This window comes from Streptomyces griseiscabiei, from assembly GCF_020010925.1.
GTDB lineage: Bacteria > Actinomycetota > Actinomycetes > Streptomycetales > Streptomycetaceae > Streptomyces > Streptomyces griseiscabiei.
Window position 1 is genome coordinate 882,983 of record NZ_JAGJBZ010000002.1, and the last position, 18,056, is coordinate 901,038.

An 18,056-nucleotide genomic window follows, 5' to 3' on the forward strand; every position below is an offset into this window, starting at 1 on the left:
ACGCGCCTGCGCTCCCGCATCAACCCCTCGGCCGAGGAATTACCGACTCCGCCTTCGCTGCCGCCCGCGTCACCCTGATCATCATGGCAACCGTCGGCATCTACCTGGCCGTCCAGAGCTTGGGCGTTCCGCGGTGACATGACGGGGGACGACAGCGAGCCGACCGCTCGGACGAGAACGGCTGCCCGCCGCCGAACATCATCGGAGTGCAGCAGACCGTCGCCTGTCCGGCAAGGCGGCATGCTGTGGACGCGTGGGACTTGCCGGAAACCAGCGGGGCCTCGTAAGGCGGCCACGCATGCGTCACATCCCGCACCTGTAACTGGCCCTCTCAAGATTGACATCATGGGACTCTTCGACAAGCTGACCGGAACCAAGTACCCCGCCGACGGTGTCGCACCGCGTTCGGTCGAGGAGGTGCGGGCAGCCCTGCTCGGCCTCAGCCGACCCGATGTCCCCTACGTCATTCGCGAGGGTGAGGGTGGGGGAGAGGGCGTCGACCTGGTGGCGGAATGGCGGATGTCGGAGCCCGCCTGGCAAACCGTCTTCATCGAGTCGCAGCTGTCTCGCTTCGTCCGGATCCGGATGCGTCCGGTCCAGCGCGGCCACGAAGTACGCGTCCTCGAGGAATCGTGGGAGGTCACCAGGGTCGGGAATCCGCCGCAGCTCAAGGTGTCAGCGGCTTACTCGCGCGGGCCGAACAGGACTGTCTCGCGCCAGTACTCGATCCAACGCGGGGCCGACAACCGCCTCGAAGCGACAGAGGGCTTCCGCTTCGACAGCGCCGACCTCCGAGACCCCCTGCGGAACGCCGTCCTCGCATCGGGCTGGACATGGCGCGGCGTGCTCTTCGGCAAGCTGTGAGGGCGACGGGCTCCTGACTCATCGCTTGGCGCGCGCCTCACTGAGCTTTTTCAGCGTTGCCACTCCGGAGTGAGGTCCGCTCCCTTGTACCGGGCGGGCCGCCGTCCAGCAGGACGAAGTCCGCCCCGGTCCCGCGCAGAACCTTCACCAGCACCGGTCGCCCTCACGGGCGACAACGCGCAGGGTCACCCACGAGGGCCTCCGAGCGGCGCGTCGAAACGTCGTCAATCCGCAGCTGCTGGCTCTCTCCACCGGCCTGGCCATGCTGATGCGCGCCCATCTCTTCCGCTACACCGCGCAGGTGGGCGCCGCCCTGGCCGCTGGTCTCACGGTCCTGGTCCTCCTCGGACTCGGGCTGGCGCTGAACCCGCCGCAGGACTATGTGCGCGACGCGCTCCTCGGTGATTCCCACGCCCTCGACATCCGCAGCGTCTGGCTCGCCGCGGCGATCGCCGCGGCAGCGGTCCTGGTCACCGCGATCGGTCTCATCGCTCCGCGACGCGGTGTGACCCCGTTCTGGGGACGCTTCCTGGAGATCGCCGAGAGCTTCGTCCTGCTGACCCTGATCCCGCTGGCTCTGGCCGTCTTCGACGTGTACGCACGGGCCCGGGCCATGACCAGCTAGCGGTACGGCCGCTGTTCCGTGCGGGGCGACGGGGCAGGGAGCCGGCACGGCTTCCCACCCCGCTCGCCGCCGCCCGGCTACGCGTCCAGCCCCCCATTGTGCGGCGCGGGCTCCAGATCGAACTCCCCGTCCCGCGCTCCCAGCACGAAGGCCCGCCACTCCGCCTCCGTGTAGCGGAGCACGGTGTCGGGGTCGAGGGAGGAGCGCATGGCCACGGCGCCCTCCGGGAGGTACGCGATCTCCACCCGCTCCTCGTGCTCCTCCGTACCCGGTGCGCTGTGCCACTCGACGCCCGAGATGTCGAGCGCGTAGAGCTCGTCCTTCTCCCGCTCCTTGCGTGCTTTGAGTTCTTTGTCCTCGGCCTCGGCCATGACGGCTCCGATCCTTCCTCCGCGCCAACGCACTGTGCGGTCACCCTACTTGCCGCCGTTCTCGCTGCTCAGAGGTTTGGCCAAGGACGACCGTGACGAGGGGTGGTGGCCCGGTCACAGGCGCGGGCGGTGGGGAGGCGGAACGGGGCGCCCCTCCGCACTGGTACCCTGTGTGGCGGCCGTCTGTGTTCGCACCCGGGACCCCTTCACGGGTCTCGGAGACCGCGCCGACGGATCCCGGCCACCCGAGTCGTGTAAGCCCCCCTGAGACGAAGACCAGGGGCACTCGGTGGCATCAATGAGACTCATGAGGAGTATCGCGTGTCGCTCGACGCCGCTACGAAGAAGCAGATCATCAGCGAGTTCGGTACCAAGGAGGGCGACACCGGCTCCCCCGAGGTGCAGGTCGCGATGCTCTCCCGCCGTATCTCGGACCTGACCGAGCACCTCAAGACCCACAAGCACGACCACCACTCCCGCCGTGGTCTGCTGATCCTGGTCGGTCAGCGTCGCCGTCTGCTGCAGTACCTCGCCAAGAAGGACATCCAGCGCTTCCGTGCGCTGGTCGACCGCCTCGGCATCCGCCGCGGTGCGGCGGGCGCCAAGTAGGACGCCGTGCAGGGGAGCGGTTCCCGGGAGAATGGGGGACCGCTCCCTTTGCTGTACACGGTTTGCTGTACACGGTTTGCTGTACACGGTGGTGCGCGTCGCCGTACGCGCCCCCGAGGACCCGCCGCACGCGGGACGTACGTGCGGAAACGTGCGGAGTGTCACCACCCCTTTGTAGTGTGGTAGCACAACGCAATACGCACGACACAGTGTGAGGACGCCCGGACCCGGACGACCGCACACGACGAAGACACCACGCACGACGCACGACGAAGGCACAACGCACGAGGAGAAGCGCACCTCGCCGCCGCCGGTCCTCGGTAGTGGCCCCCGGGAGATTGCGAACCCCGAGGGCTTCGATCGAAGACCGGCCCGCACCAGACGGCGCGCTTCTCCGCCACCGTCCCCCTGCCACACGGGCAGGCCCAGGGACGAAAGACGACATGTAACGGAGAAATCGCTAGTGGAGAACGAGACCCACTACGCCGAGGCCGTCATCGACAACGGCTCCTTCGGCACCCGCACCATCCGCTTCGAGACGGGCCGCCTCGCCAAGCAGGCCGCCGGCTCCGCCGTGGCGTACCTGGACGACGACACCATGGTGCTGTCGGCCACCACCGCCTCCAAGAACCCCAAGGACCAGCTCGACTTCTTCCCCCTCACGGTGGACGTCGAGGAGCGGATGTACGCCGCCGGCAAGATCCCCGGCAGCTTCTTTCGCCGTGAGGGCCGTCCCTCCGAGGACGCCATCCTCACCTGCCGCCTCATCGACCGCCCGCTGCGCCCGTCCTTCAAGAAGGGCCTGCGCAACGAGATCCAGGTCGTCGCCACGATCATGGCGCTCAACCCCGACCACCTGTACGACGTCGTCGCGATCAACGCCGCGTCCGCGTCCACGCAGCTGGCCGGTCTGCCCTTCTCCGGCCCGATCGGCGGCGTCCGTGTCGCGCTGATCAACAACCAGTGGGTGGCGTTCCCGACGCACACCGAGCTGGAGGACGCCGTCTTCGACATGGTCGTCGCGGGCCGTGTCCTGGAGGACGGCGACGTCGCGATCATGATGGTCGAGGCCGAGGCCACCGAGAAGACGATCCAGCTGGTCAAGGGCGGTGCCGAGGCGCCGACCGAGGAGGTCGTCGCCGCCGGTCTGGACGCCGCGAAGCCCTTCATCAAGGTGCTCTGCAAGGCCCAGGCCGACCTCGCCTCGAAGGCCGCCAAGCCCACCGGCGAGTTCCCGGTCTTCCTCGACTACCAGGACGACGTCCTGGAGGCGCTCACCGCCGCGGTCAAGGACGAGCTGACGCAGGCCCTCACCATCGCGGGCAAGCAGGACCGCGAGGCCGAGCTGGACCGCGTCAAGGGTCTCGCCGCCGAGAAGCTGCTCCCGCAGTTCGAGGGCCGCGAGAAGGAGATCAGCGCGGCCTACCGCTCGCTGACCAAGTCCCTGGTCCGTGAGCGCGTCATCAAGGACAAGGTCCGCATCGACGGCCGTGGCGTCACGGACATCCGTACGCTCGCCGCCGAGGTCGAGGCCATCCCGCGCGTGCACGGCTCGGCGCTGTTCGAGCGTGGCGAGACCCAGATCCTGGGCGTCACCACCCTCAACATGCTCCGTATGGAGCAGCAGCTCGACACCCTTTCCCCGGTGACGCGCAAGCGCTACATGCACAACTACAACTTCCCGCCGTACTCCGTCGGCGAGACCGGCCGCGTCGGCTCCCCGAAGCGCCGCGAGATCGGCCACGGCGCGCTCGCCGAGCGCGCCATCGTGCCGGTCCTGCCGACGCGCGAGGAGTTCCCGTACGCGATCCGTCAGGTGTCCGAGGCCCTCGGCTCCAACGGCTCGACGTCCATGGGCTCGGTCTGCGCCTCCACCATGTCGCTGCTGAACGCCGGTGTGCCGCTGAAGGCCCCCGTCGCCGGTATCGCCATGGGCCTGATCTCCCAGGAGATCAACGGCGAGACGCACTACGTCGCCCTCACCGACATCCTCGGTGCGGAGGACGCCTTCGGCGACATGGACTTCAAGGTCGCCGGCACCAAGGAGTTCGTCACCGCCCTCCAGCTCGACACCAAGCTGGACGGCATCCCCGCCTCCGTCCTGGCCGCCGCCCTCAAGCAGGCCCGTGACGCCCGCCTCCACATCCTCGACGTGATGATGGAAGCGATCGACACGCCGGACGAGATGTCCCCGAACGCCCCGCGGATCATCACCGTCAAGATCCCCGTGGACAAGATCGGCGAGGTCATCGGCCCGAAGGGCAAGATGATCAACCAGATCCAGGAGGACACCGGCGCCGAGATCACGATCGAGGACGACGGCACCATCTACATCGGTGCCCAGGTCGGCTCGCAGGCCGAGGCCGCCCGCGCCACGATCAACGGCATCGCCAACCCGACCATGCCGGAGGTCGGCGAGCGCTACCTGGGCACCGTCGTGAAGACGACGACCTTCGGTGCGTTCGTGTCGCTGCTCCCGGGCAAGGACGGACTGCTGCACATCTCGCAGATCCGCAAGCTCGCCGGCGGCAAGCGCGTGGAGAACGTCGAGGACGTCGTCGGCGTGGGCGCCAAGGTCCAGGTCGAGATCGCCGAGATCGACTCCCGCGGCAAGCTCTCCCTCATCCCCGTGATCGAGGGCGAAGAAGGCTCCGAGGACAAGAAGGACGACGGCGACAAGTGACGTCCCGTAGCTCCAAGGCGACGGCCCGCACCTCCACGGAGGCGCGGGCCGTCGCCCGTACCCAAACCCTGATCAAGGGCCGGGACGGCATCGGTACGGTCCGCAAGACCACCCTCCCGGGCGGCCTGCGCATCGTCACCGAGACCCTGCCGTCCGTGCGCTCCGCCACCTTCGGCATCTGGGCGCACGTCGGCTCCCGCGACGAGACGCCCGCGCTGAACGGCGCCACCCACTATCTGGAGCACCTGCTCTTCAAGGGCACCACCCGTCGCAGCGCGCTCGACATCTCCTCCGCGATCGACGCGGTCGGCGGCGAGATGAACGCGTTCACGGCGAAGGAGTACACGTGCTACTACGCACGCGTGCTCGACTCCGACCTGCCGCTGGCCATCGACACGGTCTGCGACATGCTCACCGGCTCGCTCATCCGCGAGGAGGACGTCGACGTCGAACGCGGCGCCATCCTCGAAGAGATCGCGATGACCGAGGACGACCCGGGCGACTGTGTGCACGACCTGTTCGCGCACACCATGTTCGGCGACACCCCCCTCGGCCGCCCGGTCCTCGGCACGGTCGACACGGTCAACGCCCTCGGCGCCGACCGCATCCGCCGCTTCTACAAGAAGCACTACGACCCGACCCACCTCGTGGTCGCCTGCGCCGGCAACATCGACCACAACAAGGTCGTACGCCAGGTCCGCGCCGCCTTCGAGAGCGCCGGTGCCCTCACCCGCGCCGACGCCACCCCGATCGCCCCGCGCGAGGGCCGCCGCGCCCTGCGTACGGCCGGCCGGGTCGAGCTGATCGGCCGCAAGACCGAGCAGGCCCATGTCGTCCTCGGCATGCCCGGACTCGCCCGCACCGACCACCGCCGCTGGGCCCTCGGTGTCCTCAACACCGCGCTCGGCGGCGGCATGTCCTCCCGCCTCTTCCAGGAGGTCCGGGAGAAGCGCGGCCTCGCCTACAGCGTGTACTCGTACACCTCCGGCTTCGCCGACTGCGGCCTCTTCGGCGTCTACGCCGGCTGCCGTCCCTCCCAGGTGCCCGACGTGCTCAAGATCTGCCGCGACGAACTCGACCAGGTCGCCCAGCACGGCCTGCCCGACGACGAGATCGAGCGCGCCATCGGCCAGCTCCGCGGCTCCACCGTCCTCGGTCTGGAGGACACCGGCGCGATCATGAACCGCATCGGCAAGAGCGAGCTGTGCTGGGGCGAGCAGATGTCCGTCGACGAGATGCTGACCCGTATCGCCATGGTGACCCCGGACGAGATCCGCTCGGTGGCCCGCGAGATCCTGGGACAGCGCCCCTCCCTGTCGGTGATCGGCCCGCTCAAGGACAAACAGGCGTCGCGTCTCCACGAAGCCGTCGCCTAACCCCAGTTAAGGAACCAAGCAATGAGCAAGCTGCGCGTGGCGGTCCTCGGTGCCCGGGGCCGGATCGGCGCCGAGGCCGTCCGGGCCGTCGAGGCCGCCGAGGACATGGAGCTGGTCGCCGCCCTGAGCCGGGGCGACAAGCTGGAGACCCTGACCGAGACCGGCGCCCAGGTCGCCGTCGAACTGACCACCCCCGCCTCGGTCATGGAGAACCTCGACTTCTGCGTCCGCCACGGCATCCACGCGGTCGTCGGTACGACGGGCTGGACCGACGAACGCCTCGCGCGGCTGACCGGCTGGCTGGACGGCTCCCCGGAGACGGGCGTGCTCATCGCGCCGAACTTCTCCATCGGCGCCGTCCTGAACATGCGGTTCGCGCAGCTCGCCGCCCCCTACTTCGAGTCGGTGGAGGTCGTCGAGCTGCACCACCCGAAGAAGGTCGACGCCCCCTCGGGCACCGCCACACGCACCGCCCAGCTCATCGCCGAGGCACGGCGCGAGGCAGGCACGGCCCCGGCCCCGGACGCCACGGAGACGGCGCTGGACGGCGCGCGCGGCGCGGACGTCGACGGCGTCCCCGTCCACTCCGTCCGTCTGCGCGGCCTGCTGGCCCACCAGGAGGTCCTCCTCGGCGGCGAGGGCGAGACCCTCACCATCCGCCACGACTCCCTCCACCACAGCAGCTTCATGCCGGGCATCCTGCTCGGCGCCCGCCGCGTGGTGACCACCCCGGGCCTCACCTTCGGCCTCGAACACTTCCTCGACCTGGGCTGACAGGCCCAAGGAACGTCATGCGCGCGAAGCTCACCTATGCCGTCACGGCAGCCGTCCTGGTCGTCTACTTCGTCCTGGTCGGCAGCCGCGGGATCCTGCTCATCGAGACCGGCACACCGATCACGATCGCCTTCGGCACGGCCGTGCTGGTCCTGCCGGGGATCGGCCTCTGGTTCCTGTGGAAGAACACCCAGTTCGTCCGCCGGGCCAACCTGCTCGCCGCCGAACTCGACGCCGAAGGGGGCCTCCCCATCGACGAGTTGAAGCGCACCCCGAGCGGCCGTATCGACCGCGACTCGGCCGACGAGGTCTTCGCACGGCGCAAGGAGGAGACCGAGGACGCCCCCGACGACTGGCGCACCTGGTTCCGTCTCGCCGTCGCCTACCACGACGCCCGCGACACACCCCGGGCCCGCAAGGCGATGCAGCGCGCGATCGCCCTCCACGACGGCGGACCGACCCCGGCCGCCTGACCCGCCCGCTGCCCCCGTACACGGCCGAGGGGCCGGCCCGCACCCGCGGACCGGCCCCTCGCCCATGTGCTCGACCGCCCGGCTACGCGGCGCGCCGGTACTCCGCCGCCCACGCCTCGATCATGTCCGCCGCCCGGTCGAAGGCCTCCGTACGGGCCAGGAAGTCGGCGTTGTGCGTCGTCATCAGCGGGGTCACGTACTCCTGCACCTGGTCCCTGCGGACGAGGAGCAGCGCCTGCCCCTGCACGGTCCGCGGCAGCCCGAGCCAGCGCACGGGCTGCTGCACGGTACGCACCGACACGTTCGGCTCCCAGGACGCCGTACGTGTGCGGAAGAAGCCCACCTGACGCACGCCCCGCGCGCTCACCCAGATGCCGACCCGGAGCAGCCGCAGGGCGCAGCCGATGATCAGCAGCGCGCCCGCGAAGCAGATCGCGCCCGCCTGGAGCGTCTCGGCCACCGCGATGATGACCGCCGCGACGAGCACGTACGAGGCGAGCAGCAGCAACAGCGCGGCGGCGCCCACCCGCCAGGGGCCGGGCCGGTAGGGGCGCCGCCAGCGGTCGCGGTCCTCGAAGGGCAGCGCTTCGTCCACCGCCTGGTCGAAGGCGCGGTCGGCGGTCAGGAAGGGCAGGGGCACGGCTGATCCTCACTCAATCCACGCACAGGTTCGCCGGGTGAGGCTATCGAGCCGGCTCCCTCCTCACCACTCCCGGGGGTCCGACAGGCGCCCAAGAGGGTGCAACTCGGGGCATCCGGGCCTCTTGTCGGTGCCGGGCCGTAGAGTGGTCGCCGCCCGAGAGCAGCCATGGGAAGGACCCTCCGAGCCGTGACCGACACCCCCGCCGACGACCTCAAACCCAGTTTCCGCAGTGAAGTCACCGTCGAGTTGGTGAAGCACAGCGCGGCCGACTCGGACGTCCTGTGGGCCGCCCGCGTCTCCACCGCCGGCGAGCAGTCCCTGGAAGAGCTGACGAAGGACCCCGAGCGCTCCAAGGGTCTCATCAACTACCTCATGCGGGACCGGCACGGCAGCCCCTTCGAGCACAACTCGATGACCTTCTTCATCAGCGCCCCGATCTTCGTCTTCCGCGAGTTCATGCGCCACCGGGTCGGCTGGTCGTACAACGAGGAATCCGGCCGCTACAGGGAGCTCCAGCCCCACTTCTACGTCCCCGACGAGTCCCGCAAGCTGGTCCAGGAGGGCCGTCCCGGCAAGTACGTCTTCGTGGAGGGCACGCAGGCGCAGCAGGAGCTGGTCGGGCGGGTCATGGAGGACTCGTACGTGCATGCGTACGAGGCGTATCAGGAGATGCTCGCCGCCGGTGTGGCCCGTGAGGTCGCCCGCGCGGTTCTGCCGGTCGGTCTCTTCTCCTCGATGTACGCCACCTGCAACGCCCGCTCGCTGATGCACTTCCTCGGTCTGCGCACACAGCACGAGCTTGCCAAGGTGCCGTCCTTCCCGCAGCGGGAGATCGAGATGGTGGGCGAGCGGATGGAGGCGGAGTGGGCGGGGCTCATGCCGCTCACACACGCCGCGTTCAATGCCAACGGCCGGGTCGCGCCCTAACGGACCGCCGACTTTCGGCCAGGCACAGATGTACGGGTCAGCCGAGCGAAGTGTCCGGATTGCGGCATTTCGCGAAGTTCATCTAGCCTGATCAAACGGACCCGGCACTGCTTGAACCCCCGAGCAGGCAGTGCCGGGCTCCGCATTTGTCCTGACTTTTCCCGCCCCCCGAGGGCAGACCGTGCCCTGAGCAGCGAGTAGCGTGTTACCCATGGCTCCGACCTCGACTCCGCAGACCCCCTTCGGGCGGGTCCTCACCGCCATGGTCACGCCCTTCACGGCGGACGGCGCACTCGACCTCGACGGCGCGCAGCGGCTCGCCACCCACCTGGTGGACGCAGGCAACGACGGCCTGGTCATCAACGGCACCACCGGCGAGTCCCCCACCACCGGTGACGCGGAGAAATCGGACCTGGTACGAGCCGTCCTCGAAGCCGTGGGCGACCGCGCCCACATCATCGCGGGCGTCGGCACGAACGACACCCACCACAGCACCGAGCTGGCCCGCGCCGCAGAGAAGGTCGGCGCGCACGGCCTCCTCGTCGTCACGCCGTACTACAACAAGCCCCCGCAGGAGGGCCTGTACCGGCACTTCAAGGCCATCGCCGACGCCGCCGACCTGCCGGTGATGCTCTACGACATCCCGGGCCGCAGCGGAGTCCCGATCGACACCGAGACGATCGTCCGGCTCGCCGAGCACCCGCGCATCGTCGCCAACAAGGATGCCAAGGGCGACCTCGGCCGCGCCAGCTGGGCCATCGCCCGCTCCGGCCTCGCCTGGTACTCGGGCGACGACATGCTGAACCTCCCGCTGCTCTCCGTGGGCGCGGTCGGCTTCGTCTCGGTCGTCGGTCACGTCGTCACCCCCGAGCTGCGCGCCCTGGTCGAGGCGTACGTCTCCGGTGACGTCCAGAAGGCCACCGAGATCCACCAGAAGCTGCTGCCCGTCTTCACCGGTATGTTCCGCACCCAGGGCGTGATGACCACCAAGGCGGCGCTCGCCCTCCAGGGACTGCCCGCCGGACCCCTGCGCGCCCCCATGGTGGAGCTTTCCCCCGAGGAGACGGCCCAGCTCAAGATCGATCTTGGCGCCGGCGGGGTACAGCTCTGACACCGGACTTTCGTACGACGCGCAAGGTGATGTCGGACCTGACACCTCTGACATCTCTGAACACATCTGAGACTTCACAACTGAATAGGCAGGACGACAGCGCCTGCGTTCCCATCCACAACTGCTTTTGCACGAACGTCATGCGCGCCACGTGCCACAGAGGTACGTGGCGCGCGTGGTGAGGAGAGTCTTTTGAGTCATCCGCATCCTGAACTCGGCCCGCCGCCGCCACTCCCCGAGGGGGGCCTGCGGGTCACCCCATTGGGCGGTCTCGGCGAGATCGGCCGGAACATGACCGTATTCGAATACGGCGGCCGGTTGCTGATCGTCGACTGCGGGGTGCTCTTCCCCGAGGAGGAGCAGCCCGGAATCGACCTGATCCTGCCGGACTTCTCGTCCGTCAGGGACCGCCTCGACGACATCGAGGGCATCGTCCTCACGCACGGCCACGAGGACCACATCGGCGCGGTCCCGTATCTGCTGCGCGAGAAGCCCGACATCCCGCTGATCGGCTCCAAGCTGACCCTCGCTCTCATCGAGGCCAAGCTCCAGGAGCACCGCATCCGCCCGTACACCCTTGAGGTGGCCGAGGGGAACCGCGAGCGCATCGGCCCCTTCGACTGCGAGTTCGTCGCGGTCAACCACTCCATCCCGGACGCCCTCGCCGTGGCCATCCGCACCCCCGCGGGCATGGTGGTCCACACGGGTGACTTCAAGATGGACCAGCTCCCGCTGGACAACCGTCTGACGGATCTACACGCGTTCGCACGGCTGAGCGAAGAGGGCATCGATCTCCTTCTCTCCGACTCCACGAACGCCGAGGTCCCCGGATTCGTTCCGCCCGAGCGGGACATCTCCAACGTCCTGCGCCAGGTCTTCGCGGGTGCCAGCAAGCGGATCATCGTGGCCAGCTTCGCCAGCCACATCCACCGCATCCAGCAGATCCTGGACGCCGCCCACGAGTACGGCCGCCGGGTCGCCTTCGTCGGCCGCTCGATGGTCCGGAACATGGGCATCGCCAGGGACCTCGGTTATCTCAAGGTTCCGCCGGGCCTGGTCGTGGACGTCAAGACGCTCGACGACCTGCCGCAGCACGAGATCGTCCTCGTCTGCACCGGATCGCAGGGCGAGCCGATGGCGGCCCTGTCCCGCATGGCCAACCGGGACCACCAGATCCGGATCGTCCAGGGCGACACGGTGATCCTGGCCTCGTCCCTGATCCCGGGCAACGAGAACGCGGTCTACCGCGTCATCAACGGCCTGACCCGCTGGGGCGCCAACGTCGTCCACAAGGGCAACGCCAAGGTCCATGTCTCCGGACACGCCTCGGCCGGCGAGCTGCTGTACTTCTACAACATCTGCCGCCCGAAGAACCTGATGCCGGTGCACGGCGAATGGCGCCATCTGCGGGCCAACGCCGAACTGGGCGCCCTGACCGGCGTACCGCACGACCGCATCGTCATCGCCGAGGACGGCGTCGTCGTCGACCTCATCGAGGGCAAGGCGAAGATCTCCGGCAAGGTCCAGGCCGGGTATGTGTATGTCGATGGCCTCTCGGTCGGTCTCGGCGAGCCGGCCCTGAAGGACCGGAGGATCCTGGGCGACGAGGGCATCATCTCGGTCTTCGTCGTCGTGGACTCCTCCACCGGCAAGATCACCGGGGGCCCGCACATCCAGGCCCGTGGCTCCGGTATCGAGGACTCCGCGTTCAGCGCGGTCGTTCCGAAGATCACCGAGGTGCTGGAGCGTTCGGCACAGGACGGGGTGGTCGAGCCCCACCAGCTGCAACAGCTCATCCGTCGCACCCTCGGCAAGTGGGTCTCCGACACCTACCGGCGCAGGCCGATGATCCTGCCTGTGGTGGTGGAGGTCTGACCCTCCGTCAGTGCTCGTCCCGGAGCGGGGCTCCTCGATTTGCATCGGGGCGCCCCGCTCCAGTACGTTTACGGCTCCGCCCAGGGGGGAACCCGACGCAACTACGCGTCAGGAGCCGCCGGACCGGGTGGAAATTCCGACTCAGAACCTCTGATAAAGTCGGAGTCGCCGGAAAGGGAAACGCGGAAGCGGAAACCTGGAAAGCACCGAGGAAATCGGAACCGGAAACGGTCTGATAGAGTCGGAAACGCAAGACAGCAAGACCGAAGGGAAACTGCCCGGAGGAAAGCCTGAGCGAGAAGCTCGGGTGAGTACAAAGGAAGCGTCCGTTCCTTGAGAACTCAACAGCGTGCCAAAAATCAACGCCAGATATGTTGATACCCCGTCTCCAGCATCTGCTGGGACGAGGTTCCTTTGAAACAAAACACAGCGAGGACGCTGTGAACCATCGGACTATTCCTCCGGTGGTTCCGCTCTCGTGTGTGTGCACCGGCTGAATTAGTTTTCCGGCCGAGTAAACATTCACGGAGAGTTTGATCCTGGCTCAGGACGAACGCTGGCGGCGTGCTTAACACATGCAAGTCGAACGATGAACCACTTCGGTGGGGATTAGTGGCGAACGGGTGAGTAACACGTGGGCAATCTGCCCTTCACTCTGGGACAAGCCCTGGAAACGGGGTCTAATACCGGATACAACACTCTCGGGCATCCGATGAGTGTGGAAAGCTCCGGCGGTGAAGGATGAGCCCGCGGCCTATCAGCTTGTTGGTGAGGTAACGGCTCACCAAGGCGACGACGGGTAGCCGGCCTGAGAGGGCGACCGGCCACACTGGGACTGAGACACGGCCCAGACTCCTACGGGAGGCAGCAGTGGGGAATATTGCACAATGGGCGAAAGCCTGATGCAGCGACGCCGCGTGAGGGATGACGGCCTTCGGGTTGTAAACCTCTTTCAGCAGGGAAGAAGCGAAAGTGACGGTACCTGCAGAAGAAGCGCCGGCTAACTACGTGCCAGCAGCCGCGGTAATACGTAGGGCGCGAGCGTTGTCCGGAATTATTGGGCGTAAAGAGCTCGTAGGCGGTCTGTCGCGTCGGATGTGAAAGCCCGGGGCTTAACCCCGGGTCTGCATTCGATACGGGCAGACTAGAGTGTGGTAGGGGAGATCGGAATTCCTGGTGTAGCGGTGAAATGCGCAGATATCAGGAGGAACACCGGTGGCGAAGGCGGATCTCTGGGCCATTACTGACGCTGAGGAGCGAAAGCGTGGGGAGCGAACAGGATTAGATACCCTGGTAGTCCACGCCGTAAACGGTGGGAACTAGGTGTTGGCGACATTCCACGTCGTCGGTGCCGCAGCTAACGCATTAAGTTCCCCGCCTGGGGAGTACGGCCGCAAGGCTAAAACTCAAAGGAATTGACGGGGGCCCGCACAAGCAGCGGAGCATGTGGCTTAATTCGACGCAACGCGAAGAACCTTACCAAGGCTTGACATACACCGGAAACGGCCAGAGATGGTCGCCCCCTTGTGGTCGGTGTACAGGTGGTGCATGGCTGTCGTCAGCTCGTGTCGTGAGATGTTGGGTTAAGTCCCGCAACGAGCGCAACCCTTGTTCTGTGTTGCCAGCATGCCCTTCGGGGTGATGGGGACTCACAGGAGACTGCCGGGGTCAACTCGGAGGAAGGTGGGGACGACGTCAAGTCATCATGCCCCTTATGTCTTGGGCTGCACACGTGCTACAATGGCAGGTACAATGAGCTGCGAAGCCGTGAGGCGGAGCGAATCTCAAAAAGCCTGTCTCAGTTCGGATTGGGGTCTGCAACTCGACCCCATGAAGTCGGAGTTGCTAGTAATCGCAGATCAGCATTGCTGCGGTGAATACGTTCCCGGGCCTTGTACACACCGCCCGTCACGTCACGAAAGTCGGTAACACCCGAAGCCGGTGGCCCAACCCCTTGTGGGAGGGAGCTGTCGAAGGTGGGACTGGCGATTGGGACGAAGTCGTAACAAGGTAGCCGTACCGGAAGGTGCGGCTGGATCACCTCCTTTCTAAGGAGCATCTAGCTGCCGCAAGGCAGCCAGAGCCACTACGCAGACAAACGTTCTGCGGTGGTCAGCTCATGGGTGGAACGTTGATTATTCGGCCGGTTCACCGGGCCGGAGGCTGTGAGTACTGCTCGTCAGAGTGTGGAAAACATGATCTCCGGACGGGGAGCGGCCGGGCACGCTGTTGGGTGTCTGAGGGAATGAACTTCCTTCAGTGCCGGCCCCGGTGTACTCACTGGATCTCCAGTGGGGTGACGGGTGGTTGGTCGTTGTTTGAGAACTGCACAGTGGACGCGAGCATCTGTGGCCAAGTTTTTAAGGGCGCACGGTGGATGCCTTGGCACCAGGAACCGATGAAGGACGTGGGAGGCCACGATAGTCCCCGGGGAGTCGTCAACCAGGCTTTGATCCGGGGGTTTCCGAATGGGGAAACCCGGCAGTCGTCATGGGCTGTCACCCATACCTGAACACATAGGGTATGTGGAGGGAACGCGGGGAAGTGAAACATCTCAGTACCCGCAGGAAGAGAAAACAACCGTGATTCCGGGAGTAGTGGCGAGCGAAACCGGATGAGGCCAAACCGTATGCGTGTGAGACCCGGCAGGGGTTGCGTATACGGGGTTGTGGGATCTCTCTTTCACAGTCTGCCGGCTGTGAGACGAGTCAGAAACCGTTGATGTAGGCGAAGGACATGCGAAAGGTCCGGCGTAGAGGGTAAGACCCCCGTAGCCGAAACGTCAGCGGCTCGTTTGAGAGACACCCAAGTAGCACGGGGCCCGAGAAATCCCGTGTGAATCTGGCGGGACCACCCGCTAAGCCTAAATATTCCCTGGTGACCGATAGCGGATAGTACCGTGAGGGAATGGTGAAAAGTACCGCGGGAGCGGAGTGAAATAGTACCTGAAACCGTGTGCCTACAAGCCGTGGGAGCGTCGCGCATCGAGTTTACTCGGTGCGTCGTGACTGCGTGCCTTTTGAAGAATGAGCCTGCGAGTTTGCGGTGTGTTGCGAGGTTAACCCGGGTGGGGTAGCCGTAGCGAAAGCGAGTCCGAACAGGGCGATTTTAGTAGCACGCTCAAGACCCGAAGCGGAGTGATCTAGCCATGGGCAGGTTGAAGCGGAGGTAAGACTTCGTGGAGGACCGAACCCACCAGGGTTGAAAACCTGGGGGATGACCTGTGGTTAGGGGTGAAAGGCCAATCAAACTCCGTGATAGCTGGTTCTCCCCGAAATGCATTTAGGTGCAGCGTCGTGTGTTTCTTGCCGGAGGTAGAGCACTGGATAGGCGATGGGCCCTACCGGGTTACTGACCTTAGCCAAACTCCGAATGCCGGTAAGTGAGAGCGCGGCAGTGAGACTGTGGGGGATAAGCTCCATGGTCGAGAGGGAAACAGCCCAGAGCATCGACTAAGGCCCCTAAGCGTACGCTAAGTGGGAAAGGATGTGGAGTCGCAGAGACAACCAGGAGGTTGGCTTAGAAGCAGCCACCCTTGAAAGAGTGCGTAATAGCTCACTGGTCTAGTGATTCCGCGCCGACAATGTAGCGGGGCTCAAGCGTACCGCCGAAGTCGTGTCATTGCGATATGTACCCCCAACGGGGATCGTGATGGGTAGGGGAGCGTCGTGTGCCGGGTGAAGCCGCGCCGGAAGGCAGTGGTGGACGGTTCACGAGTGAGAATGCAGGCATGAGTAGCGATACAAACGTGAGAAACGTTTGCGCCGATTGACCAAGGGTTCCTGGGTCAAGCTGATCTGCCCAGGGTAAGTCGGGACCTAAGGCGAGGCCGACAGGCGTAGTCGATGGATAACCGGTTGATATTCCGGTACCCGCTGTGAAGCGTCAAACACTGAACCAGGCGATGCTAAGTCCGTGAAGCCGCCCCGGAGCCTTCGGGCAAAGGGGAGTGGTGGAGCCGACGGACCAGACTTGCAGTAGGTGAGTGATGGGGTGACGCAGGAAGGTAGTCCATCCCGGGCGGTGGTTGTCCCGGGGTAAGGGTGTAGGCCGTGCGACAGGTAAATCCGTCGTACTTGTGGCTGAGACCTGATGCCGAGCCGATTGTGGTGAAGTGGATGATCCTATGCTGTCGAGAAAAGCCTCTAGCGAGTTTCATGGCGGCCCGTACCCTAAACCGACTCAGGTGGTCAGGTAGAGAATACCGAGGCGTTCGGGTGAACTATGGTTAAGGAACTCGGCAAAATGCCCCCGTAACTTCGGGAGAAGGGGGGCCACGCTCGGTGATCCGATTTACTCGGTGAGCTGGGGGTGGCCGCAGAGACCAGCGAGAAGCGACTGTTTACTAAAAACACAGGTCCGTGCGAAGCCGTAAGGCGATGTATACGGACTGACGCCTGCCCGGTGCTGGAACGTTAAGGGGACCGGTTAGTCACATTTCGGTGTGGCGAAGCTGAGAACTTAAGCGCCAGTAAACGGCGGTGGTAACTATAACCATCCTAAGGTAGCGAAATTCCTTGTCGGGTAAGTTCCGACCTGCACGAATGGCGTAACGACTTCTCGACTGTCTCAACCATAGGCCCGGTGAAATTGCACTACGAGTAAAGATGCTCGTTTCGCGCAGCAGGACGGAAAGACCCCGGGACCTTTACTACAGTTTGATATTGGTGTTCGGTTCGGCTTGTGTAGGATAGCTGGGAGACTGTGAAGCTCGGACGCCAGTTCGGGTGGAGTCGTCGTTGAAATACCAGTCTGGTCGTGCTGGATGTCTAACCCGGGTCCGTGATCCGGATCGGGGACAGTGTCTGATGGGTAGTTTAACTGGGGCGGTTGCCTCCCAAAGGGTAACGGAGGCGCCCAAAGGTTCCCTCAGCCTGGTTGGCAATCAGGTGGTGAGTGTAAGTGCACAAGGGAGCTTGACTGTGAGACCGACGGGTCGAGCAGGGACGAAAGTCGGGACTAGTGATCCGGCGGTGGCTTGTGGAAGCGCCGTCGCTCAACGGATAAAAGGTACCCCGGGGATAACAGGCTGATCTTCCCCAAGAGTCCATATCGACGGGATGGTTTGGCACCTCGATGTCGGCTCGTCGCATCCTGGGGCTGGAGTCGGTCCCAAGGGTTGGGCTGTTCGCCCATTAAAGCGGTACGCGAGCTGGGTTTAGAACGTCGTGAGACAGTTCGGTCCCTATCCGCTGCGCGCGCAGGAATATTGAGAAGGGCTGTCCCTAGTACGAGAGGACCGGGACGGACGAACCTCTGGTGTGCCAGTTGTTCTGCCAAGGGCATGGCTGGTTGGCTACGTTCGGGAGGGATAACCGCTGAAAGCATCTAAGCGGGAAGCCTGCTTCGAGATGAGTATTCCCACCCACTTGATGGGGTAAGGCTCCCAGTAGACGACTGGGTTGATAGGCCAGATCTGGAAGCCCGGTAACGGGTGGAGGTGACTGGTACTAATAGGCCGAGGGCTTGTCCTCAGTTGCTCGCGTCCACTGTGTTGGTTCTGAAACCACGAACAACCCCATTGCCCTGGTCACGGGTGGTGGTGCGGTTGAGTGTTTCATAGTGTTTCGGTGGTCATAGCGTGAGGGAAACGCCCGGTTACATTCCGAACCCGGAAGCTAAGCCTTACAGCGCCGATGGTACTGCAGGGGGGACCCTGTGGGAGAGTAGGACGCCGCCGAACAAATATTGAGAGCTGGTCCCCGAATTTCGGTTCGGGGACCAG

At 65.4% G+C, this 18,056-nt stretch carries 11 protein-coding genes, 3 rRNA genes and 1 pseudogene; 13 read left to right on the forward strand and 2 right to left on the reverse strand.

What is annotated here, in order from left to right:
- Positions 1 to 345 precede the first annotated feature (345 nt).
- Both J8M51_RS21395 and J8M51_RS21400 read left to right on the forward strand, forming a co-directional pair.
- Positions 346 to 864 carry a hypothetical protein gene (locus J8M51_RS21395; RefSeq protein ID WP_086752521.1) on the forward strand — a complete coding sequence of 173 codons (519 nt, stop codon included), beginning with the start codon at positions 346 to 348 and terminating at the stop codon, positions 862 to 864.
- Positions 865 to 1,093: 229 nt separating this feature from the next.
- Positions 1,094 to 1,489: pseudogene (locus J8M51_RS21400) on the forward strand (type VII secretion integral membrane protein EccD); the annotation flags it as partial.
- A gap of 77 nt (positions 1,490 to 1,566) precedes the next feature.
- Here the strand turns inward: J8M51_RS21400 and J8M51_RS21405 are convergent.
- A complete protein-coding gene (locus J8M51_RS21405) occupies positions 1,567 to 1,860 on the reverse strand; it encodes a DUF397 domain-containing protein (protein ID WP_086752519.1) in 294 nt (97 codons plus the stop codon).
- Positions 1,861 to 2,181: 321 nt separating this feature from the next.
- Between J8M51_RS21405 and rpsO the strand changes: the two genes are divergently transcribed.
- The 5 genes from rpsO to J8M51_RS21430 all read left to right on the forward strand — a co-directional run bounded on the left by rpsO (position 2,182) and on the right by J8M51_RS21430 (position 7,775).
- Complete coding sequence (gene rpsO, locus J8M51_RS21410; RefSeq protein ID WP_030041128.1) at positions 2,182 to 2,469, forward strand: 30S ribosomal protein S15; 288 nt, start codon at positions 2,182 to 2,184, stop codon at positions 2,467 to 2,469.
- A gap of 463 nt (positions 2,470 to 2,932) precedes the next feature.
- Positions 2,933 to 5,152 carry a polyribonucleotide nucleotidyltransferase gene (locus J8M51_RS21415; protein ID WP_086752517.1) on the forward strand — a complete coding sequence of 740 codons (2,220 nt, stop codon included), beginning with the start codon at positions 2,933 to 2,935 and terminating at the stop codon, positions 5,150 to 5,152.
- Positions 5,149 to 6,528: a M16 family metallopeptidase gene (locus tag J8M51_RS21420; protein WP_086752514.1), complete on the forward strand. Its 1,380-nt coding sequence runs from the start codon at positions 5,149 to 5,151 to the stop codon at positions 6,526 to 6,528. Before J8M51_RS21415 ends, J8M51_RS21420 begins: the two co-directional genes overlap by 4 nt.
- Positions 6,529 to 6,549: 21 nt before the next feature.
- A complete protein-coding gene (gene dapB / locus J8M51_RS21425; RefSeq protein WP_086752512.1) occupies positions 6,550 to 7,302 on the forward strand; it encodes a 4-hydroxy-tetrahydrodipicolinate reductase in 753 nt (250 codons plus the stop codon).
- 17 nt (positions 7,303 to 7,319) lie between these two features.
- Entirely contained in the window at positions 7,320 to 7,775 is a 456-nt protein-coding gene (locus J8M51_RS21430; RefSeq protein ID WP_086752510.1) for a tetratricopeptide repeat protein, read from the forward strand.
- 82 nt (positions 7,776 to 7,857) lie between these two features.
- Here J8M51_RS21430 and J8M51_RS21435 read toward each other — a convergent pair whose 3' ends face one another.
- Complete coding sequence (locus J8M51_RS21435) at positions 7,858 to 8,415, reverse strand: hypothetical protein (RefSeq protein ID WP_086752508.1); 558 nt, start codon at positions 8,413 to 8,415, stop codon at positions 7,858 to 7,860.
- 189 nt (positions 8,416 to 8,604) lie between these two features.
- Here J8M51_RS21435 and thyX point away from each other — a divergent pair, with 189 nt between their 5' ends.
- The 6 genes from thyX (at position 8,605) to rrf (ending at position 18,014) form a co-directional block, all read left to right on the forward strand.
- Entirely contained in the window at positions 8,605 to 9,345 is a 741-nt protein-coding gene (thyX, locus tag J8M51_RS21440; RefSeq protein WP_086752506.1) for an FAD-dependent thymidylate synthase, read from the forward strand.
- A 211-nt stretch (positions 9,346 to 9,556) separates the two neighbouring features.
- Positions 9,557 to 10,456 carry a 4-hydroxy-tetrahydrodipicolinate synthase gene (dapA, locus tag J8M51_RS21445; RefSeq protein ID WP_086752504.1) on the forward strand — a complete coding sequence of 300 codons (900 nt, stop codon included), beginning with the start codon at positions 9,557 to 9,559 and terminating at the stop codon, positions 10,454 to 10,456.
- Positions 10,457 to 10,648: 192 nt separating this feature from the next.
- Positions 10,649 to 12,331, forward strand: a complete 1,683-nt coding sequence (locus J8M51_RS21450; RefSeq protein WP_086752503.1) for a ribonuclease J — start codon at positions 10,649 to 10,651, stop codon at positions 12,329 to 12,331.
- Between the two features lie 521 nt (positions 12,332 to 12,852).
- Positions 12,853 to 14,379, forward strand: a 16S ribosomal RNA gene (locus J8M51_RS21455).
- Positions 14,380 to 14,681: 302 nt separating this feature from the next.
- Positions 14,682 to 17,805: ribosomal RNA gene (locus J8M51_RS21460) — 23S ribosomal RNA — on the forward strand.
- 92 nt (positions 17,806 to 17,897) lie between these two features.
- Positions 17,898 to 18,014: ribosomal RNA gene (gene rrf / locus J8M51_RS21465) — 5S ribosomal RNA — on the forward strand.
- The 16S, 23S and 5S rRNA genes sit together here, the layout of an rRNA operon.
- Positions 18,015 to 18,056 lie beyond the last annotated feature (42 nt).